At 61.1% G+C, this 24878-nt stretch carries 29 protein-coding genes, 1 tRNA gene and 3 pseudogenes; 19 read left to right on the forward strand and 14 right to left on the reverse strand.

Features of this window, described 5'->3' with window-relative positions:
* Positions 1 to 122: 122 nt before the first annotated feature.
* From traD (KY084_RS15420) to KY084_RS15440, 5 genes and pseudogenes are all read left to right on the forward strand, one after another.
* Positions 123 to 443, forward strand: coding sequence for a conjugal transfer protein TraD (gene traD, locus KY084_RS15420; RefSeq protein WP_219239372.1), 321 nt, complete (start codon positions 123 to 125; stop codon positions 441 to 443).
* Positions 424 to 552 (forward strand): annotated as a pseudogene (locus KY084_RS15425) (conjugal transfer protein TraD); the annotation flags it as partial. The gene traD (KY084_RS15420) and the pseudogene KY084_RS15425, both read left to right, overlap by 20 nt.
* Positions 553 to 668: 116 nt before the next feature.
* Positions 669 to 989: a conjugal transfer protein TraD gene (traD, locus tag KY084_RS15430; RefSeq protein ID WP_219239372.1), complete on the forward strand. Its 321-nt coding sequence runs from the start codon at positions 669 to 671 to the stop codon at positions 987 to 989.
* Positions 990 to 1005: 16 nt separating this feature from the next.
* Positions 1006 to 1233: a conjugal transfer protein TraD gene (locus KY084_RS15435; RefSeq protein ID WP_219239373.1), complete on the forward strand. Its 228-nt coding sequence runs from the start codon at positions 1006 to 1008 to the stop codon at positions 1231 to 1233.
* A gap of 239 nt (positions 1234 to 1472) precedes the next feature.
* A complete protein-coding gene (locus KY084_RS15440; protein ID WP_219239374.1) occupies positions 1473 to 1940 on the forward strand; it encodes a Ros/MucR family transcriptional regulator in 468 nt (155 codons plus the stop codon).
* 40 nt (positions 1941 to 1980) lie between these two features.
* On the opposite strand, the gene KY084_RS15445 is transcribed toward KY084_RS15440, so the two are convergent.
* From KY084_RS15445 to KY084_RS15455, 3 genes are all read right to left on the reverse strand, one after another.
* The gene (locus KY084_RS15445) at positions 1981 to 2904 is read right to left on the reverse strand and encodes a HEPN domain-containing protein (protein ID WP_219239375.1); all 924 of its coding nucleotides are present in this window, start codon (positions 2902 to 2904) and stop codon (positions 1981 to 1983) included.
* A gap of 68 nt (positions 2905 to 2972) precedes the next feature.
* Entirely contained in the window at positions 2973 to 3176 is a 204-nt protein-coding gene (locus KY084_RS15450) for a sigma factor-like helix-turn-helix DNA-binding protein (protein WP_219239376.1), read from the reverse strand.
* Positions 3173 to 4063 carry an ArdC family protein gene (locus KY084_RS15455; RefSeq protein ID WP_219239377.1) on the reverse strand — a complete coding sequence of 297 codons (891 nt, stop codon included), beginning with the start codon at positions 4061 to 4063 and terminating at the stop codon, positions 3173 to 3175. The genes KY084_RS15450 and KY084_RS15455 overlap by 4 nt, the downstream gene beginning before the upstream one ends.
* Positions 4064 to 4570: 507 nt before the next feature.
* Here KY084_RS15455 and KY084_RS15460 point away from each other — a divergent pair.
* The gene (locus tag KY084_RS15460) at positions 4571 to 4783 is read left to right on the forward strand and encodes a helix-turn-helix transcriptional regulator (protein ID WP_219239378.1); all 213 of its coding nucleotides are present in this window, start codon (positions 4571 to 4573) and stop codon (positions 4781 to 4783) included.
* A 167-nt stretch (positions 4784 to 4950) separates the two neighbouring features.
* Here the strand turns inward: KY084_RS15460 and KY084_RS15465 are convergent, their stop codons facing one another.
* From KY084_RS15465 to KY084_RS15475, 3 genes are all read right to left on the reverse strand, one after another.
* Entirely contained in the window at positions 4951 to 5766 is an 816-nt protein-coding gene (locus KY084_RS15465) for a hypothetical protein (protein ID WP_219239379.1), read from the reverse strand.
* A 65-nt stretch (positions 5767 to 5831) separates the two neighbouring features.
* Complete coding sequence (locus KY084_RS15470) at positions 5832 to 7247, reverse strand: UvrD-helicase domain-containing protein (RefSeq protein ID WP_219239380.1); 1416 nt, start codon at positions 7245 to 7247, stop codon at positions 5832 to 5834.
* The gene (locus KY084_RS15475) at positions 7240 to 8946 is read right to left on the reverse strand and encodes an ATP-dependent nuclease (protein WP_219239381.1); all 1707 of its coding nucleotides are present in this window, start codon (positions 8944 to 8946) and stop codon (positions 7240 to 7242) included. The genes KY084_RS15470 and KY084_RS15475 overlap by 8 nt, the downstream gene beginning before the upstream one ends.
* Positions 8947 to 9128: 182 nt before the next feature.
* Between KY084_RS15475 and KY084_RS15480 the strand changes: the two genes are divergently transcribed.
* On the forward strand, positions 9129 to 9977 hold the full coding sequence (locus KY084_RS15480) for a DUF2971 domain-containing protein (protein ID WP_219239382.1): 849 nt from the start codon (positions 9129 to 9131) through the stop codon (positions 9975 to 9977).
* Between the two features lie 111 nt (positions 9978 to 10088).
* On the opposite strand, the gene KY084_RS15485 is transcribed toward KY084_RS15480, so the two are convergent.
* Complete coding sequence (locus KY084_RS15485) at positions 10089 to 10964, reverse strand: DUF2971 domain-containing protein (protein ID WP_219239383.1); 876 nt, start codon at positions 10962 to 10964, stop codon at positions 10089 to 10091.
* 566 nt (positions 10965 to 11530) lie between these two features.
* Here KY084_RS15485 and KY084_RS15490 point away from each other — a divergent pair.
* The 3 genes and pseudogenes from KY084_RS15490 (at position 11531) to KY084_RS15500 (ending at position 13474) form a co-directional block, all read left to right on the forward strand.
* Positions 11531 to 11959: a hypothetical protein gene (locus tag KY084_RS15490; protein ID WP_219239384.1), complete on the forward strand. Its 429-nt coding sequence runs from the start codon at positions 11531 to 11533 to the stop codon at positions 11957 to 11959.
* Positions 11956 to 12495 carry a hypothetical protein gene (locus tag KY084_RS15495; protein WP_219239385.1) on the forward strand — a complete coding sequence of 180 codons (540 nt, stop codon included), beginning with the start codon at positions 11956 to 11958 and terminating at the stop codon, positions 12493 to 12495. Before KY084_RS15490 ends, KY084_RS15495 begins: the two co-directional genes overlap by 4 nt.
* Before the next feature lie 346 nt (positions 12496 to 12841).
* Positions 12842 to 13474: pseudogene (locus KY084_RS15500) on the forward strand (tyrosine-type recombinase/integrase).
* Positions 13475 to 13624: 150 nt separating this feature from the next.
* On the opposite strand, the gene KY084_RS15505 reads toward KY084_RS15500, so the two are convergent.
* Entirely contained in the window at positions 13625 to 13963 is a 339-nt protein-coding gene (locus KY084_RS15505; protein ID WP_219239386.1) for a hypothetical protein, read from the reverse strand.
* Positions 13964 to 14124: 161 nt separating this feature from the next.
* On the opposite strand from KY084_RS15505, the pseudogene KY084_RS15510 reads away from it, so the two are divergent.
* Positions 14125 to 14858 (forward strand): annotated as a pseudogene (locus tag KY084_RS15510) (IS5 family transposase).
* Between the two features lie 53 nt (positions 14859 to 14911).
* Here KY084_RS15510 and KY084_RS15515 read toward each other — a convergent pair.
* On the reverse strand, positions 14912 to 15271 hold the full coding sequence (locus tag KY084_RS15515; protein ID WP_219239387.1) for an EthD domain-containing protein: 360 nt from the start codon (positions 15269 to 15271) through the stop codon (positions 14912 to 14914).
* A 19-nt stretch (positions 15272 to 15290) separates the two neighbouring features.
* Positions 15291 to 16124 (reverse strand): antibiotic biosynthesis monooxygenase, encoded by an 834-nt coding sequence (locus KY084_RS15520; protein WP_219239388.1) that lies wholly within the window; start codon positions 16122 to 16124, stop codon positions 15291 to 15293.
* Positions 16125 to 16246: 122 nt separating this feature from the next.
* Between KY084_RS15520 and KY084_RS15525 the strand changes: the two genes are divergently transcribed.
* Positions 16247 to 16957: an IclR family transcriptional regulator gene (locus KY084_RS15525; protein ID WP_219239389.1), complete on the forward strand. Its 711-nt coding sequence runs from the start codon at positions 16247 to 16249 to the stop codon at positions 16955 to 16957.
* Between the two features lie 123 nt (positions 16958 to 17080).
* On the opposite strand, the gene KY084_RS15530 is transcribed toward KY084_RS15525, so the two are convergent.
* The 4 genes from KY084_RS15530 to KY084_RS15545 all read right to left on the reverse strand — a co-directional run bounded on the left by KY084_RS15530 (position 17081) and on the right by KY084_RS15545 (position 20550).
* The gene (locus KY084_RS15530) at positions 17081 to 18298 is read right to left on the reverse strand and encodes a tyrosine-type recombinase/integrase (protein ID WP_219239390.1); all 1218 of its coding nucleotides are present in this window, start codon (positions 18296 to 18298) and stop codon (positions 17081 to 17083) included.
* Between the two features lie 153 nt (positions 18299 to 18451).
* A tRNA-Leu gene (locus KY084_RS15535) sits at positions 18452 to 18536 on the reverse strand.
* Between the two features lie 53 nt (positions 18537 to 18589).
* The gene (locus tag KY084_RS15540) at positions 18590 to 19018 is read right to left on the reverse strand and encodes a DUF805 domain-containing protein (RefSeq protein WP_219239391.1); all 429 of its coding nucleotides are present in this window, start codon (positions 19016 to 19018) and stop codon (positions 18590 to 18592) included.
* 23 nt (positions 19019 to 19041) lie between these two features.
* Positions 19042 to 20550 (reverse strand): YifB family Mg chelatase-like AAA ATPase, encoded by a 1509-nt coding sequence (locus KY084_RS15545; RefSeq protein ID WP_219239392.1) that lies wholly within the window; start codon positions 20548 to 20550, stop codon positions 19042 to 19044.
* Positions 20551 to 20675: 125 nt separating this feature from the next.
* Between KY084_RS15545 and KY084_RS15550 the strand changes: the two genes are divergently transcribed.
* The 7 genes from KY084_RS15550 (at position 20676) to KY084_RS15580 (ending at position 24866) form a co-directional block, all read left to right on the forward strand.
* Positions 20676 to 20966, forward strand: coding sequence for a hypothetical protein (locus KY084_RS15550; protein WP_343228042.1), 291 nt, complete (start codon positions 20676 to 20678; stop codon positions 20964 to 20966).
* Between the two features lie 88 nt (positions 20967 to 21054).
* A complete protein-coding gene (rpmH, locus tag KY084_RS15555; RefSeq protein WP_219239405.1) occupies positions 21055 to 21189 on the forward strand; it encodes a 50S ribosomal protein L34 in 135 nt (44 codons plus the stop codon).
* Positions 21190 to 21194: 5 nt separating this feature from the next.
* The gene (gene rnpA / locus KY084_RS15560; protein ID WP_219239406.1) at positions 21195 to 21512 is read left to right on the forward strand and encodes a ribonuclease P protein component; all 318 of its coding nucleotides are present in this window, start codon (positions 21195 to 21197) and stop codon (positions 21510 to 21512) included.
* Entirely contained in the window at positions 21509 to 21766 is a 258-nt protein-coding gene (yidD, locus tag KY084_RS15565) for a membrane protein insertion efficiency factor YidD (RefSeq protein ID WP_219239393.1), read from the forward strand. The genes rnpA and yidD overlap by 4 nt, the downstream gene beginning before the upstream one ends.
* 3 nt (positions 21767 to 21769) lie before the next feature.
* A complete protein-coding gene (gene yidC, locus KY084_RS15570; protein WP_219239394.1) occupies positions 21770 to 23488 on the forward strand; it encodes a membrane protein insertase YidC in 1719 nt (572 codons plus the stop codon).
* The gene (yihA, locus tag KY084_RS15575) at positions 23481 to 24119 is read left to right on the forward strand and encodes a ribosome biogenesis GTP-binding protein YihA/YsxC (protein ID WP_219239395.1); all 639 of its coding nucleotides are present in this window, start codon (positions 23481 to 23483) and stop codon (positions 24117 to 24119) included. Before yidC ends, yihA begins: the two co-directional genes overlap by 8 nt.
* Positions 24120 to 24203: 84 nt before the next feature.
* Positions 24204 to 24866, forward strand: a complete 663-nt coding sequence (locus KY084_RS15580) for a glutathione S-transferase family protein (protein ID WP_219239396.1) — start codon at positions 24204 to 24206, stop codon at positions 24864 to 24866.
* The last annotated feature ends 12 nt before the right edge of the window (positions 24867 to 24878 follow it).

The raw sequence follows: 24878 nt of genomic DNA on the forward strand, positions 1-24878 counted from the left end.
CGCGCCCTCGAAAGATTTCATCAATCTCGGGACTGCGAAGTGTCAAGAGATTTCAGCTTGTTGCGCCTTATCGATGCTAACGATAACTGGAATGTCCTCAACGCACAATTGAGGACATTTCCATGCGAAAACCGCGCGACTATGATTCGCAGCTAAAGGCACTCGACGACAAGGCAAAACAGCTCAAGGACGCCAGGCAGCGCCAGTTCGGCGAGCTGGTCGCAGCGACCGGCGCCGATGCGCTGTCGATCGAACAGCTGGCAGGCGCGCTGATCGCTGCCGCCGCAAGCGACCTCGTGACCAGGGAGGAATGGCGCAAAAGCGGCGCTGCCTTCTTTCAAAGGGGCGCAAAGGCTCGCGGCGGCGCTCGCGCGAAGCCGGGCGGCACTGCGGCGAACACTGGCGGCGGTACATCGGCGCCAGCTGCTTCTCGCGCGTCGTAACCGGCGCGGCTGGGTCGTGAAGCGCCGCGAGCGTACGCGCCAGCTGATCGAGCTCGGCGGGCTAGTCGCCAAGGCCGGGCTGGTCGAACTTACCGACGATGATCGCGCCCTCGAAAGATTTCATCAATCTCGGGACTGCGAAGTGTCAAGAGATTTCAGCTTGTTGCGCCTTATCGATGCTAACGATAACTGGAATGTCCTCAACGCACAATTGAGGACATTTCCATGCGAAAACCGCGCGACTATGATTCGCAGCTAAAGGCACTCGACGACAAGGCAAAACAGCTCAAGGACGCCAGGCAGCGCCAGTTCGGCGAGCTGGTCGCAGCGACCGGCGCCGATGCGCTGTCGATCGAACAGCTGGCAGGCGCGCTGATCGCTGCCGCCGCAAGCGACCTCGTGACCAGGGAGGAATGGCGCAAAAGCGGCGCTGCCTTCTTTCAAAGGGGCGCAAAGGCTCGCGGCGGCGCTCGCGCGAAGCCGGGCGGCACTGCGGCGAACACTGGCGGCGGTACATCGGCGCCAGCTGCTTCTCGCGCGTCGTAACCGGCGCGGCTGGGTCGTGAAGCGCCGCGAGCGTACGCGCCAGCTGATCGAGCTCGGCGGGCTAGTCGCCAAGGCCGGGCTGGTCGAACTTACCGACGATGATCGCGCCGCGATCTTCGGATTGTTGCTGCACGGCGCCGCGACGCTGCGCAGCGATCAACGCGAGCAAGCGCTGACGCTCTGGCGGCGGCGCGGCAAGCGCGGGTTCGACGCGGTTGCCGAAGCCCACGAAACCGACACATAGGACCGGCCATGGACGACGACATGCAGGCGACCATTCTCGCCATCCTCAATCGCGCCCGACTGGATCCGGCGCGATCTTCTGGCGACGAACAAAGCCGCACATGCGCAAGCTGAGGAAGCGCTCGCGGCAATGATCACCAATGCATTTCGCGAGCCATCGAACAATTAACTCTGCGTATTTGACAATGTTGGTCGCAGCGCGCAGGCCAGCGTTCAATAGATCCGATCCGGAGGAAATATATGAGCGAAGAAACCACGCTTAGTCCGCTCGAATTTGCGACCGAGCTGACCGTCGCCTGGCTCGGTAATCCCAATACGCGCGCGACTGCCGAAGAAGTACCCGATTTTCTTCAGAAGATGCACGCGACGGTGAGCGGCCTTTCAGCGGGCACAACCACTTTGGAAAGCGACGACGACGATAGCGGCGACCATGTTCCGGCGGTCTCGGTGCGCAAGTCGCTTGCGTCCAAGGATCACATCATCTCGATGATCGACGGCAAGCCTTACAAGACGCTGCGCCGGCATCTGTCGACGCATGGGCTGACGCCTGAAGAGTATCGCGAACGCTATAACCTCAAGCCCGATTATCCGATGGTCGCGCCGAACTATTCGCAAGCGCGCCGTGCCATGGCGAAGAAGATCGGCTTGGGCTCGAAGGGACGCACCGCCAAGAGCGCTACGTCGAATGAAGGCAAGACCGCGAAGTAATCCCCTGTCACCGCGCCGGGCGAACGCCCAGCGCGCCGGCTCACGCCGCCGCGCTGCGTTCGAGGGCGGCGATATGTTCTTCGCAGATAATCTGAACCACCCGGCCGAGCGCTTCGACGCGCTCGCCAAGCCATGCGAGCTCTTCCTCGCTGATGCGATAGTGCTTCGAGTAGCGCGCCTTCACATAGGCTTCCTTGAGCTTTTCGAACCGCGAGCGATCGGCCTTCACCTCGCGCGGCCAGACTTCGATCAGCCGCGGATCAATCCGCTCGGCCTGGGTGCGCAGGAAGCCGAGGTTGTGAACGTGTGGCGTATAGAAGCTGCAGACCAGCAAGACGCAGTGATAGAAGCTCTCCGTCGCTTGATGGAATTCAAACGCTGCGTGCTTCGGCAACCCCTGCTCGATCGCATAGCGCGCCAATTTGATGCGCCCTTCGGCAGCTGGAAGCCACTCGTCGAAATATTCGCGCGCCATCGCCAGCGCCTGTGCAGGCGTCTTGGGCTTGGGCTCGGGCAGTTCGCTCTCGTCGCTTTGGTAGAGCGCGATCCCGTCGCGCGCGATATCGATGAAGAAATAGCGCCCTTCGGACAGCCCGGCATTCACCTCCTGCAACGTGTGGACGATGAAGTTGACCGGGGTCTTGAGCGTCTTCGTAATTGCAAGCTCGCGATTCAGCCTGTCCTCGGCCGATGCCCAGAATTCGATGCGGTCGGTGAGCTTCTCGTGGTTGACGATGACGAGCAGATCGAAGTCGGATTGGTAGCCCTTGGCGGTGTGCGGTTCATCAACCCAGCCACCGCGCGCATAGCTGCCGTACAGGATGACCTTGAGAATACGCGCCTGCTTCTTCCAGTCCGAAGTCGCGATCGCGGTCGCGTCACCAAATTCCTCGAACAGGATACGCACGACGTGATCGAGCTCGCGCTGCTTGGCGGGCGGCAGATGATCAAAGGCGGTACGCATGGGGCCATCCTAGCGGTGCGCGGGGAGTTTCGACAAGCGCGCCCGACATTTGCCGGGGCGCGCGTTCGTCATTCCTCCATCGCCGCGCGATCGAGCGCGACCAGTACGCGCGCGAGGGCCTGGGCCACCTCCTCGATGCTGCAGCCGTGGCGCTCGGCTGCGTGGCCATAGTCGAGATTGTCGAACCGCACTGCCTCGAAGATTGCGCGGTCGCGCTCCGGGAACCGGCGATAGGCGATCGCCATGCGGGCAAGCGTTGCTGCATCGGTCATGACACGCCCTCCCCTGCAAAGCCCAGCAACATATCGGCTGCCTTGCTGGCAGCGCTCGCTGCCCGGAAGATCGCCTTGTCGTCCTCGCGCAGCACGGCAAGCCAGCTACCGATATAATCGGCATGCCGAACGGTCGGTTCGATCGACAGCGATGCACAGGCAAAGGCGCTCGCCATCTCGGCGACCAGTTCCTCGCGGGCATAAGGTGCGCTGCCAAACTTACCCGTCTGGTCGCGGTCCAACCGGGTGCGATGTCCGGTCCAATGGCCAAGCTCGTGAAGCGCGGTGCGATACCAGTTGATCGGCTCGCCAAACGCCGCCTGCGGCGGTACCGCGACATAGTCGCCGCCCGGCGCGTAATAGGCTTCGTCGCCCCCAATGCGAAAGTCTGCACCGCTCGCATCGATCAGCGTGCGGACCTGCGGCAATATCGCTTCGGGTTCGGGCTGGTCGGTCGTCTCGGCAAAGCGTTCGGGTAATCCGTCGCACTGGTCGACATTGAACACGGTAAAGCGCTTGAGAAACGCAATCTGCCGCGCCTCGCGATCCTCGTCGCGTGCACGCTCGGCCTCGCGCTTCGGCGTGAACCGATCGGCATAACAAACAATGGTCCCCTTCTCGCCCTTGCGGACATTGCCACCTGCGGCTTGCGCCTGGCGGTAGGTCAGCCAGCGGTGCGAGGCATAGCGCCCTTCGATAACGGCGGCCCAGAGGATCAACACATTGATCCCCGAATAGCGCCGTCCGGTTCCGGCATTATGCGGCATGGCGCACCCGCAGGCGCTGGCATTCCAAGGTCGTACCCAGGGCACGACACCCTGTTCGAGCTCGGCGATGATATGATTGGTCACCTCGGCATACAGGCTCGGGCGGTTATCGGTCTTCATGATCCGTCACTCCTTCAAAACCACCGCAACCGGCCCCGGAAAGGCGGGGGTGGGCGGCAGGAGCGAACCGACGATCCCGCCCGCACGGGCGGGCAGCACCCGAAGGGCCGAAACGAAGAGAAGGACCCCGGCACAGCCGGGATTGCGGCACGCCGCGGCGGAGATCACAGGGCAGCGACGCCCACCCCCGCCTCACCGGTGCCGGAGGCACCCAGCGCCGCCCGCGCCAGCGGGCGTCCGCATGCCGGCGCGACCAACGCCGGCCACAGCGTCAGGGATCGCAACCCGACCGGGCCGAGACGAAGACTCGGCGCCGCGCGAAGCGGCGTAGAGCCCGGCCGCGCGAAGCGCGGGACGCCCTGGGACTTCGATGTTTTTTGCAAAAACTACGCGCTGGAACGCTGGCGCCACATAGTGCCGCAAGACGCCCCCGGCCGCCTTGCGAAGGGCCCATCGGCGCTCAATCCTGTTCGCACCGCTTCACGACCTCGCGAACAGGATTATGCCATGTCAGACCAGCCCGACCGCATTCTTCGGCTCAACACCGTGCTCGACTGTACAGGCCTCAGCCGGTCGACGCTTTACCGGAAGATGAACAGCGGCACCTTCCCCAGGAGCATACAGATCAGCACTCGCTGCACCGGCTGGCGCCAGTCCGCGATCGAAGCATGGCTGCGCAATCCGATGTTCTATGATGCGAGAGAAGGGCAATCAGGATGACCGCTTTGCGCCCTATTTTCGGCCGTTAAACGGTTCCGACGGCCTTCCCGAAAGCAGACATTAAGTTAGTCGGCAATGATGATATACTGGTACGGTGGCCTGCGACCTGACGGTCGAGGCGCAGTTGTCAAACACGATCCGGCTGACACGGTGGCGGGCGATCGTTACTAAAATTGCGCCAGCAGATGCTTGGCGAGTGTGATTAGGTCGTGCCCTAGCTCGTGGAGTAGCACGCTCGCCGCCGCCAGCTTCATCCCGTTCTTGACGGCCTCGTCTACCGCAAGGTCAGCTTTCTTCGCTAACCAATGCCCAATCTTTGTGCCCCACCCATCAAACCGCCGCGAAAGCGTGACCAGTTGCAGGGGGTCAGGGTCGTCCTGAGCGAGAACATCGTGCACCTCGACGATCGCCGTCTTGATCTCAGTAGGATTGACCTCTTCGTAAGGTGGGAGCCCGACCTCCTCGGGCGGCACGTTGTGGCCGATCGTACCGGGCCGTCCTGGCAGTTCGGCGACCGCCGCCTCCAGCTTGTCCAACCGGTCGAGGACCTGCTGGGTTAGCTGCCGAACTGTCGCATCCTGCCCCTCCGCGTCCTGCTCGGGATCGGGATGCTCGTAATAGTCGCCATAAGAGGTCGGCGCCCATTCGGTCGTGCCGTCGCGCTCGATCCGCTCGACTGCCGCGTCGATTAGCGCCTGATCGAAATCGTGCGAGAATTGACCGTGAAGGACGTCACTCGCTTCAAAAGGGCCGCCCCAGGGATAGATGTAGGTCTGACTTTCGCTGTCGCGCGGCGTCTCGTTCTGCGGATCCTCGAACTGCTCGAAGAACCACTTTTCCATTGTCTCAATCGCCGCCTCGCGCTGCTCGGCCTCCTGCTTTTCCTTGTCGCGGCGCGCGTCCTCGAGCGATTCCCAATAATGTCGCTCTTCCTCAGCGTCATCGCGACGTCGGCGCTCTTCATCATTTTCCTCGGCAGCCATAATCCGACTTTAGGCTATCGGCCGTGTCCTCGCAAAGACGACTTTGGACCGCGACGGCGTGCCGTCTAAGACGGCGTCAGACGCTGCGTGCGAGAGCAAATCACCAGCCGCTTCGCCCCTCGTGTCATCGCCACGTAAAGGTGTCGGCGATCCATTTCGGCGGGATCGAGAATGACGGCGACATCCGCCTCAAGGCCTTTCAACAACAAGGTGCTGCCGACCGTGCGCTTGGCGAGCGGGCGACCGATCAGACGCGAGCGCTCACGCTCCTGAACCGCCGCTTCCGCAGGGACGAGGTTCGCGTCATCTCCACAACTCTTCAGCATCCTTAGCGCACCGCGCAGGATCGCCGGGCGGTGCGTCCTTACACCGCCTTCCTGGCTGATTTCACTTAGCAGCGCGGCAATGCCATGATAGCTCGGCGCGCCTGCCAGCCTGACCGCCGACGCTTCGACCGGCGACGCCGGCCGCCGTTCACGCCCGGCGCGAAGCGTCGCCACGCGGTTCAGAAGATTGGCGCCGCCAGTATTGGTCATGACTGAGCCAGCGAAGTTCACGACGTGGACGAGGAGATCGGGCGCGTCGAGGTTCAGGCCCTCGCCGAAGGTCACCAGGTCGCGCATATCGACATTCTCGACGGTGACGGCACCGTGGATCTGGCTGGCAAATTGCCGTTGGCCTGCTGGGTTCTTGGAATCTGCAATGATGAGGACCTGCTCATCTCGCGAGGCCTGCGCTGCGCCTGCGCGCAGTCGGCGCTGATGATCCTCGGTCCCGTCGAGATGCACCCATGAAATGTTGGGCGGGGCGGCGGCGAGGTCGACGCCTTGACCCGCCACCAAGCTCTGGCGAACCCCGAGCAAATACCGTCCGAAAGCCTCCTCGCCAGCATTGATCCATCGCCAGGGGACCGTCAACTCGGCCGCCACCGGAAAATGAGTGCAGACCTGCTGCTGCCAATCAGCAAGTGCATTGCCCTGCAATCCGAAAATCGCCTGCATCGGGTCACCGAGGACACAGGTCCGCAGACTTAGCGCCGCATAATAAACGATCGCGTGCTGTATCTCGGAACAGTCCTGATACTCATCAACGATCAAGCGATCGTAGGTGGCAGCCAGCACGTCGTTAACATGCCCGTCGCGCAAGAGGATTGCGGCTGCCTTGCGGATTGCCGGATAGTGCGACTTCGGATGTGTGACCGACAGGATCGTCGGGTCATACCCGCCACGCTTCGGAAACAGCGTGAGCAGGCGCATGCACCAACCGTCGATCGTTGAGAGCCGATATTTGGCCGGCGCGACACCCGCTCTATTCAGCCGAGCGCGAAGCGCGGCGACGCCGGCGTTGGTATGCGTCAGCACCAAAATCGGCTTCAGACCCTGATGGCGGCCGAGCGCCAGCGCAATCAAGTGCGTTTTTCCGCATCCGGCCGGCGCCGTCACCGTCCCCTTGTCGATCGAGAGGAGGTCGACGTCAGCCACCGCTGCACCACTGGTAGATATTCCCAACGACTGCTTGGAATGCGGGGGTCGCGTTGGCCATGTCAGGGGCAATGATATCCCGGGCCGCTTCTTCCATCCACGTCACCGTCTTGAACCACGCATTCTTCTTCCATTTCGAAGCCACGGCGAGGATTTGCCGCGTCGCTGGGCTGACCGGCCCCTGACAGGTGGCGAGCGTGACGAGGCTCTGTGATGCTGCGGAGATGTGCTCGGCGATCAGGTCCTCACCATGGATTTCGATCGCCCGCTCCAAGAGAAGATGGACCGCTGCGTCGCTCACCCCGTGGAAGATCGCATGCTCAAGGGCTTGCCCCGGCGCCCATTTGAACACGGTGCCGTTGTTGAATTGGAAGGCCTCCTCTTCGGAAGCGTCGGGCTGGACGTCGTCGTCGCGAAGCGACGCGGTGCGGTAGCCCAGCCTGGCGATGACGTTTGCCCGCCCATAGATCTTGCTGACGCCCCCGGCATCGACCAACGCGACACCGAGCGCATTTAGCGAGACGGTCCCCTGACTGGAATAAAAGAGGTCGAGCCCCCGCATCAGCCCAGTTTCGCTTGCGCCTTCGCACACGAGCACCGAACGCGATAGGAACGCCTCGGGATGGGCTCTAATCGTTCCTTGAATGGGATCAGTCGTGCCGACAAGGTCCATCCCGTGCGACCCCTTGTTCTTGCGTACGATCCAGAGTTGGTCGCCGCGCAGTTCACGTAGCGCGACCGGGGAATGGGTTGTGACGAATGCTTGGATCGGCGACGGCGCCTCCTTGGCCCCGATCGACCCGAGCAGGCGAATGATGCGGTGCGGCTCCAGACCATGTTCGAGTTCGTCGACAAGCAGGACGCTCGATTCCTTTGCCGCCTTGCGCTGGAGGCCGGCGACCAGCAGGCGCGTCGATCCGACGCCGAGCGCGCGGAGCGGCACGCCATCATCGCCGTGGAGCGCGACGGTGCCGCCGCTGAACGACACCGAATGGGCGTCGAGCATCGCCTTCAAGGTGTCTCCCGCCGGAATACCGAGCTCGCGCGCCGTGTCGGCTACGATCTTCAGTGTTTCGCCGAGCTGTGCATCGGCGAGGTTGCCAAATGCCTTGCGCGCATCGCGCGCGGCACTCGCAAGGGCGGCGGATGTGTCGGCCTTTTCTTCGGTCAATCGGTTCAGCACCGAGCCACGGCGCCAGGCGAGGTTGCTCTCCGCAAGCGCGCCGATGCGCGTCGGCGCGAGGCGGGTGCGGTCGCCCCAGGTGAGGTTGCGCGATAGCCCTTGCGCTTGCGCGCGATCCGAAACGAGCGTCCATACCGGGTCGAGATCGCTGTCGACCGTCAGTTGGACGGTGAGCACCGTCTCCTTGCCAGCCTCAGGTTCGTCATCGATCGCCTGCGTCGCAGGATCAAATCCTCGAACATAGGCGCCATAGGTCTCCATGCTCTTGAGGGCATCGGAGAGGTCGCCAATCGTGATACGAATAACGATCGGGGTCGCGACGTTCAGACCGTGAAAGTCGGCATCAGTGAATTGCACCGTCCGGCGCGCGCCAAGACAAAAATCGATTGCGTCCAATATCGAGGACTTTCCGGCGTCGCCCGGACCAATCAGGCAATTGATTCCCACCGCCGGAAACCAGTTCAGTTGCTCGATGCATCGGAAATTGCTGATGCCAATGTGGCGAATCCGCGCCATTTGCCCTCCTTCTTACCGACCGGGACTATCATCCAGGTCGTATCCTGCATAGCATTGCGCGCGGCACTATTGTCCAGCGAATGCGGCGCTTGTAAATCAGGGATCGACAGGTGGGGAGGAGACGAACTATGCTAAAAGAGCACAGCATTCCCGAAAAGCTCTTCAAATATCGTCGGTTCGACTTGACCACGCTCAAGATGATCACGGATCATGGACTCTATTTCGCCAATCCGCGCAGCTTCAATGATCCACTAGACTGTGAGTTGGCGATAGAACCGGATATCTCACCCAAGAAGATGTCCGACTTACTCAAGGCTCTGTATGGGCCGGATCGCGAGGATCATTGGCATCACGATATCGCGTCGTCGGTCCACTATGCGAGCGAGTATGGCGACATCAAGGTGCCCGGCGATGCCCGCGATTATCTGATGCGGATGCTCGCGGATTCGGTCGGCAGCGAGGTCAAGAAGGAATTCGACACGCGTGGCGTCCTGGCCTTCTCCGCCTCGTGGAAATCCGTGCTGATGTGGTCCCATTATGCCGATGAGCATCGCGGCATCTGCATCGAGTTCGACACTAGCGAACTGCCGCATGACCAGCTCGCCAAGGTACGGTACGATGGCGATCGCTCGGTCAAAGCGAGCGACATTTACGCCTGGAAACTCGGCGGCGACGAAGCTGCCGCCCGACGCGCCTTCGACACGCACTTTTACTCGAAAGCCCCCGACTGGCACTATGAGCAAGAGTGGCGCGATATCGGTGACAAGCCTGGCGATTGCGGCGATTATCGTATTACCGGCATCTATTTCGGCTATCGCTGTCCCTATGCGGTGAAGGTCGCGATCGTGAAGATGCTGGGGTCGGAGTCGAAGGCGGCACTGTACGATCTGTACCTCAGTCGCGACTCTTTCGATTTGCGCCAGACGGAGGTCGACGCGGGCGAAATCGATGCGCTAGGCATGCGCGAACCTTCCGGCATCGAGACAGCCAAGCTGATCGCCCAGTTCGATGACCTCGACGCGGCCCAGTAACCATCGTTGGCGAGTATCTTCCCATAGGGCAGCTTTTGGCGAGCTAATCCGAAGCCGGGAACGACGGCTATGTCGGCGGCGGCCGCCATTGGTACAGTCATATTCTTGCGTTCAATCAATCGTTGGCGGCACCGTTAGCAGATCCGAGTGGCTAACCGGAAAACTGTAGCCAAGCTTCTCTTTCAACCGCTCGATCATCGGCAGATACCATGCCGGCGCGAGTGGGGAGACCAACACATGCTCGATCATTGTGTCGAGATCGCAGTCGACAGTTACCCCAGGAGCAATTGGGCGTGGATCCGGGACGATATTGTCGAAACGCATTGTTTGCTCATTCCAGTCAAAGTTCGACAGAGGATCATGGTAGTGGCCGGTCTCCCAGTGAACGAGACGCACTTCCTGCTCGTAGGCGAAGCCCGACCGCTTCCTCACTATAGTGTCAAAGGCGTTTGGCGTGCCGATCTCGAAAGACATTGGATCGACATATCTTACAGCACCAAGATAGATTTTCTCGTTCGCTTGGGCGAGAGCGGTATGGAGTCGGCCGCCACTTGATACGATGGCGACCCCGCCGCCGGGTGAACCGTAAATCTTCCACATCGCGGCCGATTCATAATCGGCTGCGTGCCAGCAATTTACGAAGAAGTTCCGCCGATTTGATAGCGTCATAAAGCAGCATTGTTCTTCGCCCATGAACCAGCCCTTGAACGTCTGCTCGTCGGTCTCATCAGGCTTGCCACGTCCTTTCGCGATGATCTGCTTGCGAAGCACTTCAGGAACGTCGCCGAGGGATCGCCACATTCGATGGGGGAATTGCACAGCACCTTGTAGCCCTTCGTGCGGATCGTCGGCTGCTAGGATCTCTGCGTTAGTTAGCCAGAGCCGCCGGGATGTAAGGAGCTCGGTGAATTTGGGAAAATCGATGTAGCGCCACAGCCGCTGGCTCACCGGAGGGCAATTGAAACTCGGATGGTCTTCGATCGGCAAGGCTGGCTCTCACATGAAGTTTTGAAAGGGGGTACCAACTAATTGTTTCGATCACGCGCCTAAAGCTGGCGAGCAAGACGCCCGGCTGCCGCACCGTTCGAAGTCCTTCACGACATGTAGCCGAGGGTTGTAATCCTTTTTGCCTAAACGGCTTGAAACGGTGAATCAGGGGTGATGAATGTACGGGGGGCTATTGATGAGTCATTTACAGCCGCGGATGACCGTTATGTCGGCGAGTGTCGACGGTTGCTTCGCGTCCCATGTCAGTCATTCGAGCGCTTCACCAAACTGCCCGAAAGCTGTCCTTCGTACAGACTTACTGGCGCTTCTGTGCCCATCGTGTTACTCTCGCCCCACGGTACAGACTGGGAAGCCGACGGCGGTGAACGGTGATAACACCGGCCTCGCTCCGGCTCCAAAGCTTGAGCGGGTTTTCGCTACCTTCGCCACATGGGAGCGAACAGAATATGGCTGCCGGATGCCTTCTCTGCGATCGAGGCTATAATCCAATCCCTGGCTCAACCCCCGGTGGCGATGCTTTAGGTGTATGCCGGGTTTGCTCCGCGATGTCGTGTAAGGGCCATGGTCACCGCGATTCAAACTATCCCCGATGGATTTGCGGAATTTGCGATCCCGCCATCCTCGCGGCGGCAGCAGTCATCCAATCTGGCGGCCCGTCTATCCAAAATGCGGTCACCGCTCTCGTGTCCTCTGCGGTTTTACGCGAGGCTGCACGCTACCGGACGTTAGAAGAATTCGTCGAGGCCAATCCCGAATATGCGTGGCTTTTGGACGCCGTGAACGCATTTCTCGAAGAAGCCCCCCGACGCTTCAACACGGATGATACAGAGCCTTTCTGGTACCGCCTCACCCCGGAAGGTAAGCGCCTCATCGCGGCAGCCGTTATCCTGGCCGAAACACTGAAGCTGGACCCCGATGACCTGATCGAGCTTTTGCGGGTTCTTGTTATCACCTGGCGGCAGATGCAGGGATGAATCAGACCCAGACCGAGGGCGAGGACATTGTCACGGCAGATGCACCAGTGACTCAAATCTTAGCCATCAGCGACAAGGCTGTCGCTGATGGCTCAATTTCGATGCCAGCGAACAACGATGCTTTCGCCAATCTCCAAGACGCAGACTTTGTGAAGGTGACGGTCGATGGCAAAAGCCAGACCTTTCCGACGAAGAACCCTCGCACAGGTGCAGACGGTGCAGCCTGGGTGAAAATTGGCACGTTCGGCATGAAGACAGGCGTAACGAAAGACGCCACCATCATCGCGATTACTGAAAAAAAGCACAGAACTCATCGCCTTTTCAACACATCGTATGGCTGGCTCACCATATCTGCGCTTGTTTCCGCAATCACCGGGCTGGCAATCTCATCCTCCTTTCACATTGGGGAGAAATCCGGGGTCTATTTTCATTTAAGCGAAGGCTGGATCACCTTCCTTCTCGTGTTATCGGCCTTGATGCAGCTTATTGGCGTTCTTGTCCTTTTTGCCCGGAATGTCTGGTTTCGCGACCAATAGCAGGACAATTCTTGGGCTAGCGGATCATGCTCCGCTGTCATTTTCCTCTCTAGGCCGTGTTGACAAAAGGGATTCCCAAGCGGGTCGGGTTCTGATTGTGCTTTGCACAGCTTCGCTTCCAAGACTGCTTTTTGGCGGAGCAGTTATGGGTCGCGGGAAAAGGTCTGCTTTTTGCGCAATCTACGCCTAGAGCGGAAAGACGGCTAGCGGCCCACGAACTGACCAATATCTGATACCCACGGGCATCAGATACTACCCATCAGCTCGGCATCGCTCCCGAAGGGGACCACGGATCCCATTCGCGATCGCGTTTCACCTTTGGCCATCATGGCCGAGGAGAACGAAAATGAGTTACTCTCGATACGATCCGGTAGCGCAGAACCGGCGGGCCTGGAACACCGGAAAGACCGTCGGCACGAAGCGTCCACTCAACCAGAAACAGATCTGGGCAATCCGCTTCCATCTCGATCGCGAAGGCCGGTTACGTGACCGTGCCCTGTTCGATCTGGCGATCGATAGCAAACTGCGGGGTTGTGATCTCGTCAAGCTCAAGATCGGCGAGGTCGTACACGGCTGCGATATTCGAACCCGGGCGATTGTCATCTAGCAGAAGACGGGTCGGCCGGTCCAATTCGAAATCACTGCTGATGTCCGTGCGAGCCTTCATGCGTGGCTCGAAAGCCGCGGCGGGACGGTCAGCGATTTCGTGTTCCCGAGCCGGATCGATCATGCGAAACCGATGAGCACCCGGCAGTATGCGAGGCTGGTCGACGAATGGGTCACGGCCATCGACCTACGCAAAGCCGAATACGGCACGCATTCCATGCGGCGGACGAAAGCGGCGATGATCTACCGGGCTACTGGGAACATCCGTGCCATCCAGATCCTGCTCGGTCACACCAAGATCGAGAACACGGTCCGCTATCTCGGGGTCGACGTCGAAGATGCGCTGCTTCTCGCCGAACGGACCGAAATCTAACAAGGTCGTAGCGGCCGACGGCGGATCCGTTCGGCCGCTACCAAGTGAAAGCGAAATGGCGGGTTTTAATGCGAGGTATCTGGCGTCAGCTTCAGTCGCCGCTATGCTAGGCGGCGTGGACAAATTCCGAGTGCGAACGGTGAGCGGGCATCAGAAGCCCCAAATCGTGCCGCTGATCGTGACACTCAGGATTATGTAGAAGAAGAAAAGAAGCAATCCGCCGTAGAGACCGCCGGTAATCCAAAACCACCGTGGGGACGTGTCGCGCATTTCTGATCGTCCATACGCGGACGGCATACGGCCAGTTGCAAGACCCACGTAGAGCAGCCATCCGACGATCTGCGGAATGAACAAGAATGCGGTGCCACCAACCAACGCTCGCCAGTCCTTCGACGCCCAGCCGATGATGAGCCATGGGATTGCGGCAACACCGCACATCCCACCCATAAGAGCCAAGCGCTTACTCGTCTTCCAGTCCCACCAAATCATAATGACGGTATCGCATTCCGATCAAACGACCGCAATGTTGTCTGATCGACCTGGCATTCAGTGATTGACGCCGCGCGGACAGATTGATTCAAGGCTGCTTTTTGGAGGCAGGCTTGAGCCGAGGCGATCTCAACGAAGCGGAATGGCGCGTTCTGAAGGACTTGCTGCCAATCGAGCCAGAAAACCGTGGTAGAGGCAGACGGCCCGAGCAGAACCGCACCATCATCAACGGCATACTCTGGCGATTGCGGTGTGGCGCTCCGTGGCGCGACGTGCCGCCCAAATACGGTAGCTGGAATACCATCTATCGCCGCTTCCGGCGATGGAGCGAAGCTGGGGTCTGGGAAACCGTGGCGGTGACACTCGCGGAGGTCATGGCAGACAGCGGCCACTACAGCATCGACAGCACCACCGTTCGCGCCCACGTCTCGGCAGCGGGCGGAAAAGGGGGACTCATCGACGCGCTCTTGGTCGCTCGCGGGGCGGGTTCACGAGTAAGCTTCACTGCCTGGCTGATGCCCTCGGACGACCGCTCGCATTCCATCTGACAGTCGGCGAAGCGGCAGATTGTAAAGCCTATGACGCCCTGATCGGCCTGCCCGAGCGCAAGCCGGATGCATTGCTTGCCGACAAGGGCTATGATGCCGACGCAATCCGTGCCGACCTTGCCGAACGGAAAATCGAGGCCGTCATCCCCGGTCGGTCAAACCGCCGCGTGAAGATCGAGCATGACCGGGCGCTTTACAAGCAACGCAATCGCATCGAACGCATGTTCGGGCAACTCAAGATCAACCGCGCCATCGCTACACGCTACGATCAACTGGCCCACAGCTTCCTCGGCATGGTCCATCTTGCCACCGCCAGATACTGGCTCAAATTTGTCCACGCCTCCTAGCGTCGGGCGATATGCTCGCGGCATAGATCAGGTTTCTTCCAACGGGCCGTCGATCATCCCTCGCGAAAGTCGCCGATGATCTCGACCTGTTCGCCGACCAGGATCAGCGTATTGTCGTGATCGAGGAAGGTCTTCTCGTCCGGAAAGACCACGGCTTTGTAGGTGTCAGACGTCAGCACGGCCTCCATCCCGGCTTCGCTGTCGAACCACAGTTCCGCGGTCCCGTCGAAATCGGCATTCTGCGCCGCATCGGTTTTCAGCTTTACAGGGTGCGTCTGGATATAGCGCAGGCAATGCTTGTCAGCTTCCGGGATGGAGCGGAACTTGGGCCCGTGCACCTCGATATGGTGTTCCACGAAGTCCTCGTGGCTCATCCCGGCCTTGCGCTTCAAAAACATGGTCATCTTGATCATCGGGGTACCTCCTTGAAGGTTAGCTGTTCGGCTTGGGCTTCCAGCGCGGCATCGAGCAATCGGCAGGGTAGTCGATCCCGTCCGGGGTCGAGATCAGCTCAATCAGCATACCCCATGGCGCGCGGGCATAGACGCCGGAATTGCGCTCGCCACCTTCGACACCGGCGAGCGGATGCGGGTCGGAAAGAAGGACGCCGCCAGCCTGCGATAGCCGTTCGACGGCGGCTCCCATATCGTCGACGTAAAGGGCGATATGTTGCAGCCCGTAATCGGCTAACCCCGCGGCATCCGCCTGATCGGCATTGGCGATGCGGAACATCTCGATATTCGCAGATGCGCCGATGCGCATCAGCCGCATATGTTCGATCCGCGCGCCTTTGGGAATGCCGAGCTGATGTTCCACTTCGTCACCCTCCATGGGGTCCGCATCGGCGGGCAGAACATCGTAGAGCGTGCGCGCGCCAAACGCGCGGGTCAGGAAGTCGGACGCCGCTTCGATATCGGGCACGGTCACACCGACGTGATCGATGCCGCGAACGCCGGGCGCGGCATCGTCCGGCTGGCAGACTGGTGCAAGCTCGTTTACGTCGGACGCGCCGCCTTCGACCAGGTTCTCCAGGGCTTCATTGAACACCTTGGTGTGCGGCTTTGCCAGATGCACCTCAAATGCATTCCGGTCACGGTAGCGCTCGATCATCGTCCAGCCGCGCTCGACTTCAGGCTTCTGGAATACCTCGAATCCCTCATTGCCCGCTTCTTTGCGAACGGCTGCGGCTAACTCCGCAATGTAGCGAGCAAGCGCGTCTTCGCGACCCGGTAAGGCCGTACAGTGCGCCATCACGATATGGGGCATTGGCTGGTTTCCTCTGTTGTTCATCTGCACTGGCAATGGGATAACGTGCGGAGCCGTTCCGTCGCGTTGGCCAACGGCGGACGTAAAGCGCATAACTTCAACATTGTTGAATGGAGAGCGGGGTGAGCAAGCCCATCCAGTCGGTCGAACGTGCGATACGGATGCTGGAATTTCTCGCGCGGGCGGAGGGCTCCGCGCCGCTCCGTGCCATCGCGAACGCCGCCGACGTGCGGCCTTCCACCGCGCACAACATCCTCGCCACGCTGGTCGCGCTGGGTTACGTGCAGCGTCCCACTACTGGGACGGATTATCGGCTGGGTGGCCGCATTCTCAACCTCGCCCGTATCGCGGGCGACGACGATGCACTGCGGCGGCGCTTTAGGCCGCTGATGGAGGAGACGGCGCGGCGTTTCGATGAATCGACCTATCTGATCGTGCCGAGCGGCGATGAACTCTACTATCTCGACGGCATCGAATTGCCGAACAATCCAACCATCCACAGCCGCCTGGGCCGCCGCGAGCCGCTGTCGGGCTCTGCGATCGGCTTGGTGCTTGCTGCGTTCATGCCCGGCGTGGCGCAATCGCTGGAGAATGAGGATCAGTCATCGGATCTGAGCGAAGAACTTCATACGGTGCGCCAACGCGGCTTCGCCATCGAGCAGGGGCTATACCAACCCGGCCTCAGCTGCGTCGCGATCCCACTGCGCGTGCGAGGCGAACCGGTTGCCGGATTATGCCTGAACGGCACGGAGCAGCGGCTGCCGCGCGACCGGCTAGTCACGATTGCCAATGCAATGGCGGATATCGCGGTGTCGTCGCTTCCTGCGGAATGAGCAGATCAACTTGGGCAAACTTGATGTCGGCATCGAAATTCAGCCTACATGATCCGAACGTCCGCTTCAGCGCTTCGCAGCGCCATTACCGGACAGTCTCCTGTCGGCCCAAAATCAGTCAAACTAAGCTCGCTTGCGGAAGCCAGCCTTTACCACTTTCCCGCCGATTCGGAGCTCGTCGAGATAGTCGGACCACCATTGCGCCATCCTCACCCGTTCAGCCCAATGTGCGCCACGATGGTAGGCTGCCCGTACCCTGTTCTGATCTCCATGTGCTAAGGCGCGCTCAATGGCATCGGGGTGCCAGAGGCCAGATTCGTTCAAAAGTGTACTCGCCATGGCCCTAAATCCATGGCTCGTCATTTCATCATGAGCATAGCCCATACGGCGCAGCGCGACGTTAAGCGTGTTTTCGCAGATGGGCCGCTTTGTCGTGTGCAGTGCCGGAAACAGGTAGTCATTCGGCCTCGCCAGATCATTCAGCTCCTTCAGTATCTCCACGGACTGTCTGGAAAGCGGCACCGCGTGCGCTTGCTTCATCTTCATGCGCTCGGGAGGGATGCGCCAAACCTTCTCGGCAAAATCGATCTCGGTCCATCTGCCATGACGCAACTCTCCCGGCCGTAGAAACACATGCGGCGCGAGACGGAGCGCGAAGATGGTTTCGGGTCTTCCGCTATAGACCTCAATCGCACGAAGCAGCTCTCCAACCTTTGCTGGCTCCAGGATCGCAGCGTGATGCTTCACCTGGGGCACGATGAGAGCGCCGCGGAGAATATCAGCCGGGTTCCGATCGGTGCGCAGCGTCGCAAAACCATATCGAAAAATCCGGCCGGCAAAGGCACGCAACCGCAGTGCTGTCTCGTAGTGGCCGCGACGCTCGACCCGCTTCAAGACATCAAGGAGCTCATGGGGCGTAATCGACGCGATTGGCCGTTTGGCAATGAGATCGAGCTGTTCAAGAAACCAGCGAGCCTTCTTGATGGTGGCGGGAGACTTACCCTCGCGCTCCATCTTCTCGATATATTCGTCGGCAACCAGCTTGAACGTATTTTTCGCGGCGAGCTCCGCTTCGAAATGACGCTGGCGCTTCTCTTCAACGGGATCGATCCCGTCGATGATCTGCGACCGTGCCATGTCCCGTTTGCGCCGGGCGTCGCGTAGCGAGATTTCTGGAAAGCAGCCGAGCGAGAGTTTTCGCTCGGTGCCGAAGATCTTGTATCGGAACCGCCAGAGAAGCGCTCCTGAAGGTTGCACCAGGAGGAACAGTCCATCGGTGTCCGAGACCTTATACGGGCGCGCTTGCGGTTTGAGCGCGCGAATCTCCACAGTTGTAAGCATGGGGTGGACCACGACTCCTGCGTTGTTTCATGGTCCCCGTCTCGTGGTCCACTTTGGGTGGACCTTGGCGGAACAAAGTGAGAATTATTGGGACCGACAGGAGTCATTATACCGCAGTTTTCCGCGGATTTCTACAGTGTTCTCAATATGTACTGGTGCCCCTGGCCGGACTCGAACCAGCACGCCTTGCGGCTCTCGATTTTGAGTCGAGCGCGTCTACCAATTTCGCCACAGGGGCCCGTTGCGAAGCGCACCGCCTAGCGCAAGGGCGGAGCGTGCACAACGGTTTCGTTATTCGAAAACGTCGCGCGCATCCGCATATCCGGCCGGGTCCTTTGGATCGGGGCCGTAGCGGTTTGGTCCGCGCGTCCCGTCCTTTATCATGAAAATGAAAAGGACGATCCAGCCCAGCAGGGGGATCAGCGCGAGCAGCAACCACCAGGCCGACCGATTCCCGTCATGCAGCCGCCGTACGGTAACGGTAATGCTGGGGATGAGGAGGAACAGCGAGCATAGCGAACTCACCGGCCCTTCCCAGCTTACATTCCACATGAAATCGCCGCGTGTTCGCGCGACTTCGCCAAAACCCAGCATCGTGTCGATCGCGCCGGCGACAAGGCCGACCAGAATCGTGAACAGCCAGAACATCCAGTATTCGCGACTGCGCGACCGGCCGGAAATTTCGAAATAGCGTTTTATCGGCAGGATCATCCAGTGCATCGGTGAACTCCCTCTTGTTGATATCAGGCGACGGGCGCGCGCCTGCGATAGCTTAACGCCTCGGCGACATGGATACGCCTGACCGCGTCAGCCCCCTCCAGGTCGGCAATGGTCCGCGCCACGCGTAGCACGCGGGTATAGCCGCGCGCCGACATGCGCGTCGCCTCAGCCGCCTGGGCGAGAATCGCCCTGCCCGCCTCATCGGGCGCGGCGTGTTTTTCCAGCAATTCGCCCTCAATCTCGGCATTGGTGCGCGCCTGCGCATCGCGCAGCCGCTGCGTCTGGCGCGATCGGGCGGCGGCGACGCGCGCCGCGACCTCTGCCGACCCTTCGGACGGCGGCGGCAGGACTAGATCGGCGGCGCTCACCGCCTGCACCTCGACATGCAGGTCGATCCGGTCGAGCAGCGGCCCCGAAACCTTCGCCTGATAATCCGCCGCGCATTTGGGTGCACGGGCGCAGGCGAGCGCCGGGTCGCCCAGATGGCCGCAGCGGCACGGATTCATCGCCGCGATCATCTGAACTCGCGCCGGAAAGGTGACATGCGCATTGGCGCGCGCCACGCTGACCCGCCTGGTTTCCAGCGGCTGACGCAGCGAATCGAGCACCGCACGCTGGAATTCGGGAAGTTCGTCGAGGAACAGGACGCCAAGATGCGCCATGCTGACCTCACCCGGCTTCACTTTCAGCCCGCCGCCGGTCAGCGCCGCCATCGATGCCGAATGATGCGGCGTTCGAAACGGCCGTGCGCGGGTCAGCCGCCCGCCCTCCAGCGTACCCGCCACCGACGCGACCATCGACACCTCAAGCGCCTCGGCCGAATCGAGCGGCGGCAGAATGCCGGGAAGGCACGCCGCCATCAGCGATTTGCCCGCACCGGGCGGGCCGATCATCAGCATGTTGTGTCCGCCCGCCGCCGCGATCTCCAGCGCACGCTTGGCGGTCTCCTGCCCCTTTACCTGTTTCAGATCGGGGCCGTGAAACGCCCCCTCCACCTCGCCCGCCTGCGGCGCTGGCAGAAGCTGCTGCCCCTTCAGATGGTTGAGCAGGCCAATCAGATCGGCCGCGGCAAGCACTTCGACCGATCCCGCCCAGGCTGCTTCGGCACCCTGTGCGGCGGGGCAGATCAATCCTTTTTCCACCGCGCCGGCATGAAGCGCGGCGAGCAGCACGCCCGGCGACGGCGCGATCCGGGCGTCGAGGCCAAGTTCGCCGACGACGACATAGCCCGACAGCGTTTCGGCATCGGCCACCCCCATCGCGGCAAGCACGCCCAGCGCGATCGGCAGATCGAAATGCGATCCCTCCTTGGGGAGGTCGGCGGGCGACAGGTTCACCGTGATACGCTTGGGCGGCAGCGACAGGCCGATCGCCGCCATCGCTGCGCGCACGCGTTCACGGCTTTCGGCCACTGCCTTGTCGGGAAGCCCGACGATGACAAAGGCGGGCACGCCCGCTGCGACCTGAACCTGAACCTCGACGGTGCGCGCTTCCAGCCCCAGATACGCCACTGTCGAGACGATCGCGACCATATACCCTTCCCCCCGTTACGCCTTGCCGGTCATAACGATTTTTCGGCGTGGCGGAACACCGTTCGGGCGCAGGCATGCGTGGACGTGGCTTGCTAAGCCCCCGCAATAGCGCGCATAGCAGCGTCGTGTCCCGTGTGTCTTCGCAACGCCCCGGCGGATTGATCCGCATCCTGCTGTTGGGGGTGGGCATATTGCTGATCCTCGTCTCGCCGCTGGTCGGCGCGATTCCCGGTCCGGGCGGCATTTTCGTTTTTGCCGGCGGACTGGTGCTAGTGCTTCAGAACTCGCACTGGGCGCGCAAGCATTTCGTGAAGGCGAAACGCCGCTGGCCGCGGTTCGGCAAATTGGCCGACCAGGCGTTGCGCCGCCGCAGCGCGCGCCGCCGCCGCAAGCGCGAGAAGCAAGCCGCGCGTTGACTTGAGGGCGAGTCTCGCTTAAAGGCGCGACCAACAAGGCCGCCCGCCGTGGCGGCCCTTTTACGTTTAGATACCTAGGGAATGAACGATGAAGCGGACTTTTCAGCCGAGCAACCTCGTGCGCGCACGCCGTCACGGGTTTCGCGCCCGCATGGCGACGCCGGGCGGCCGCAAGGTGATCCGGGCGCGCCGCGCACGCGGTCGCAACAAGCTGTCGGCCTGACACGACTGACGCGTCGAGCGGATTATCTGGCGGCGAACCGGGGCGCGCGAGCGCCGATGCCCGGATTCGTGCTTCTTGTCCGTGCGCGCGGCGACGGCGATCCGGTGATGCGGATCGGCATTACCGTATCGAAGAAAGTGGGTAACGCCGTCGTGCGAAATCGCATGAAGCGGCGGTTCCGCTCGCTTGTCCGGGAGATTCTTCCCGAAGCGGGAATTGTCGGCGCGGACCATGTGCTGATCGGCCGTCAGGGCGGGATAGAGCGCGATTTCAACCGGTTAAAGGCGGAACTTGCAAAGGCGCTGACGAAGCTGGCGCGATGATTGCCAAGCTGTTCATTCTGCTTGTGCGCAGCTGGCAATATGGTCCGTCGATCATCCTGCCGCCAAGTTGTCGGTACACGCCGTCCTGTTCGGCCTATGCAATCGAGGCGCTACGCCGCTATGGCGCGCTGAAGGGCAGTTGGCTTGCGATCCGCCGGATCGCGCGCTGCCATCCTTGGGGCGGGTCGGGCTACGATCCCGTGCCGGAACCCGGCGATGCGAGACGGTGCAGGCATTGCCATGGCGGGGAATAGTTGGTGAAGGACGAATACAAGAATTTCATCATCTTCGCGGTGATCGCCGCGTTCGTACTGTTCGCATGGCAGCCGATCGTCGATCGTTTCTATCCGTCGAATCCCGAACCGACCACCGCCGAAAGCGGCGTGAAAACCACGCCCAAGGCGAACCCCGCGGCTGACCCCACCGCCGATTCGCCCGCCGCCGTGCGCGATCGCAACACGGTGCTTGCCGCCACGAAGCGGATTCCGATCGACACCCCGACGCTGAAGGGATCGATCAACCTTGCCGGCCCGCGGATCGACGACCTTGTCCTGAAACAATATGACGAGACGATCGCGAAGGATTCGGATCCGATCCGCCTGCTTTCGCCTGCCGGCGCGCCCGAAGCTTATTTCGCCGGGTTCGGCTGGCGTACCGAAGGCATCAAGGCGCCGGGCAAGGATACGCTCTGGCAACCGAGCGGCAATGCCGTTCTCGCACCGGGCAAGCCGGTCACGCTGACCGCCGACAACGGGCAGGGCCAGCGCTTCGCGGTTCAGATTTCGGTCGACGACCAGTATATGTTCACGGTTCGCCAGACGATCGCAAACCGGGGCACTTCTGCCGTTCAGGCCGTCCCCTATGCGCTGGTCAACCGGTCTGGCGAATCGAAAGACAAGGACACCTGGACCATCCATACCGGCCCGATGTCGGTTCATGGGGGGTCCGCCGATTACGGCGTCGACTTCAGCGACCTGAAGGATGCGCCCGCGAAGTTCGATTCGACCGGAGGCTGGCTGGGCTTCACCGACAAATACTGGCTGACCGCATTGGTCCCTGACCAGTCAAAGCCGTTCAATGGCCAGTTCCGCGCCGGCGCAAACGATAGCTTCCAGGCCGATTACGCCCCCGCCGGCGGCGGCATGGTGCAGCCGGGACAGCAGTCCAGCTACACTTCGCGTTTCTTCGCGGGCGGCAAGGACGTTTCGCTGCTCCAGCATTATCAGAATGACGGTCGCATCGCGCTGTTCGACAAGGCGATCGACTGGGGCTGGTTCGGCATCATCGAACGTCCGATCTTCTATTATCTCGATTGGCTGTTCCGCCATATCGGCAATTTCGGCGTCTCGATCATCCTTCTGACCTTCACCATTCGCGGCCTGATGTTCCCCATCGCGCAGAAGCAGTTCGCGTCGATGGCCGGGATGCGCGCATTGCAGCCCAAGATGAAGGCGCTCCAGGAACGGCACAAGGAGGACAAGCCGAAGCTTCAGCAAGAGATGATGAAGCTGTACAAGGAGGAGAAGGTTAATCCGCTCGGCGGCTGCGCCCCCACCCTCCTCCAGATTCCGGTATTCTTCGCGCTGTACAAGGTGCTGATGCTGACCATCGAAATGCGTCACCAGCCGTTCGTGCTGTGGATCAAGGATCTTTCGGCTCCCGATCCGCTGACCCCGGTCAACCTGTTCGGGCTGATCCCGTTCGATCCGCCCGGTTTCCTGCATATCGGGGTGGTGCCGATCCTGCTGGGCATTTCGATGTTCTTCCAGTTCCGCCTGAACCCCGCGCCGATGGATGCTACACAGAAACAGGTGTTCGGCCTGATGCCATGGGTGATGATGTTCATCATGGCGCCCTTTGCGGTCGGTCTTCAGATTTACTGGATCACGTCGAACGTGCTCACCATCGCGCAGCAGCAGTTCCTCTACAGCCGCCACCCGGCGCTGAAGAAAAGCAATCAGGCAACCAGTGGCTGAGTTCGATCCCGATCTGGTGGAAGGCGCACGGAAGGTTTTTTCCGGCCCCGTCGCCTTCCTGAAATCGGCGCCCGCGCTCCAGTTTCTGCCCGATCCGGTGGTGAACGAAGTGGCGTTTGCAGGCCGTTCGAATGTCGGAAAGTCGTCGCTTCTCAATGCGCTGACCAACCGCAACGCGCTGGCGCGAACATCGGTCACGCCCGGCCGCACGCAAGAGCTGAACTTCTTCGATGTCGGCGATCCGCTGGCGTTCCGGCTGGTCGATATGCCCGGTTATGGATTCGCGAAAGCACCGAAGGATATCGTCAAAAAATGGCGCTATCTGGTGAACGACTTCCTGCGCGGGCGCGCGGTGCTCAAACGCGCGCTGGTGCTCATCGATTCGCGCCATGGTATCAAGCCGGTCGATATCGAAATTCTCGACATGCTGGATCAGGCCGCCGTCAGCTACCGGCTGGTGCTGACCAAGGCGGACAAGGTGAAGGCAACCGATCTGGCGCGCGTTCAGGACGAAACCGAAGCGGCGGCGCGCAAACGCCCCGCCGCGCATCCGGACGTCATCGCGACCTCTTCGGAAAAGGGGATGGGCATCCCCCAACTGCGCGCCGCCGTGCTGGAATCGGTTCGGTAATACCAGGCTGCATGATCGGTCCACATGGTCGCGGGCAATGGCTTTGCATTGCCGCTTGCGCCCCTGCCCGCTATTCCGGCGCGCATGAAGCTCATCATCGGCAACAGGGCCTATAGTTCATGGTCGCTGCGCGGCTGGCTCGCATGCAAGCAATCTGGCCTCGATTTCGAAGAGGTCGTGGTCCCGCTGTACGACGATGAATGGGAACGGCGGCGCGAGGGCGGCGAATTCGCCCCCTCATCGGGCAAGGTGCCGATCCTGTGGGACGATGATATGGTGGTATGGGACAGCCTCGCCATCATCGATTTTCTGAACGACAAAACCGGCGGCACGCGCTTCTGGCCCGGCGAAGACGCGCCGCGTGCCATGGCGCGGTCGATGGCCGCCGAAATGCATTCAAGCTATCTGGCACTCCGGCGCGCCTGCCCGATGAACATCCGCGAAGTGTTCCCGCAAAAGGACGCAAGCGCGGACGTGCTCGCCGATCTATCCCGCATCATGGAATTATGGGCGCAGGCACGCGCGCGTTTCGGCGGCGGGGGCGACTTCCTGTTCGGCGAATTCGGCGCGGTGGACATCATGTTCGCGCCGGTCGTCACGCGAATCGTCACTTATCAGCTTCCCGTTCCACGCTTTGCCCCCGCCTATATGCAGGCGGTACTCAACCATCGCTGGATGCAGGACTGGATCGCAGCCGCTCAGGAAGAGGACTGGGTGATCGAACGGTTCGAACAACCCGCGCTGTAATCGCGGTTCACC

Source organism: Stakelama flava (assembly GCF_019351405.1).
Classification (GTDB): Bacteria; Pseudomonadota; Alphaproteobacteria; order Sphingomonadales; family Sphingomonadaceae; genus Sphingomonas; species Sphingomonas flava_A.

Excerpts from the sequence above, each read along its gene's own strand:
- traD (WP_219239372.1), top strand. The coding sequence starts at position 123 with ATGCGAAAACCGCGCGACTATGATTCGCAGCTAAAGGCACTCGACGAC.
- traD (WP_219239372.1), top strand. The coding sequence starts at position 669 with ATGCGAAAACCGCGCGACTATGATTCGCAGCTAAAGGCACTCGACGAC.
- KY084_RS15440 (WP_219239374.1), top strand. The coding sequence starts at position 1,473 with ATGAGCGAAGAAACCACGCTTAGTCCGCTCGAATTTGCGACCGAGCTG.
- KY084_RS15445 (WP_219239375.1), bottom strand. The coding sequence starts at position 2,904 with ATGCGTACCGCCTTTGATCATCTGCCGCCCGCCAAGCAGCGCGAGCTC.
- KY084_RS15450 (WP_219239376.1), bottom strand. The coding sequence starts at position 3,176 with ATGACCGATGCAGCAACGCTTGCCCGCATGGCGATCGCCTATCGCCGG.
- KY084_RS15455 (WP_219239377.1), bottom strand. The coding sequence starts at position 4,063 with ATGAAGACCGATAACCGCCCGAGCCTGTATGCCGAGGTGACCAATCAT.
- KY084_RS15460 (WP_219239378.1), top strand. The coding sequence starts at position 4,571 with ATGTCAGACCAGCCCGACCGCATTCTTCGGCTCAACACCGTGCTCGAC.
- KY084_RS15465 (WP_219239379.1), bottom strand. The coding sequence starts at position 5,766 with ATGGCTGCCGAGGAAAATGATGAAGAGCGCCGACGTCGCGATGACGCT.
- KY084_RS15475 (WP_219239381.1), bottom strand. The coding sequence starts at position 8,946 with ATGGCGCGGATTCGCCACATTGGCATCAGCAATTTCCGATGCATCGAG.
- KY084_RS15490 (WP_219239384.1), top strand. The coding sequence starts at position 11,531 with ATGTCGTGTAAGGGCCATGGTCACCGCGATTCAAACTATCCCCGATGG.
- KY084_RS15495 (WP_219239385.1), top strand. The coding sequence starts at position 11,956 with ATGAATCAGACCCAGACCGAGGGCGAGGACATTGTCACGGCAGATGCA.
- KY084_RS15505 (WP_219239386.1), bottom strand. The coding sequence starts at position 13,963 with ATGATTTGGTGGGACTGGAAGACGAGTAAGCGCTTGGCTCTTATGGGT.
- KY084_RS15515 (WP_219239387.1), bottom strand. The coding sequence starts at position 15,271 with ATGATCAAGATGACCATGTTTTTGAAGCGCAAGGCCGGGATGAGCCAC.
- KY084_RS15520 (WP_219239388.1), bottom strand. The coding sequence starts at position 16,124 with ATGCCCCATATCGTGATGGCGCACTGTACGGCCTTACCGGGTCGCGAA.
- KY084_RS15530 (WP_219239390.1), bottom strand. The coding sequence starts at position 18,298 with ATGCTTACAACTGTGGAGATTCGCGCGCTCAAACCGCAAGCGCGCCCG.
- KY084_RS15540 (WP_219239391.1), bottom strand. The coding sequence starts at position 19,018 with ATGCACTGGATGATCCTGCCGATAAAACGCTATTTCGAAATTTCCGGC.
- KY084_RS15545 (WP_219239392.1), bottom strand. The coding sequence starts at position 20,550 with ATGGTCGCGATCGTCTCGACAGTGGCGTATCTGGGGCTGGAAGCGCGC.
- rpmH (WP_219239405.1), top strand. The coding sequence starts at position 21,055 with ATGAAGCGGACTTTTCAGCCGAGCAACCTCGTGCGCGCACGCCGTCAC.
- yidD (WP_219239393.1), top strand. The coding sequence starts at position 21,509 with ATGATTGCCAAGCTGTTCATTCTGCTTGTGCGCAGCTGGCAATATGGT.
- KY084_RS15580 (WP_219239396.1), top strand. The coding sequence starts at position 24,204 with ATGAAGCTCATCATCGGCAACAGGGCCTATAGTTCATGGTCGCTGCGC.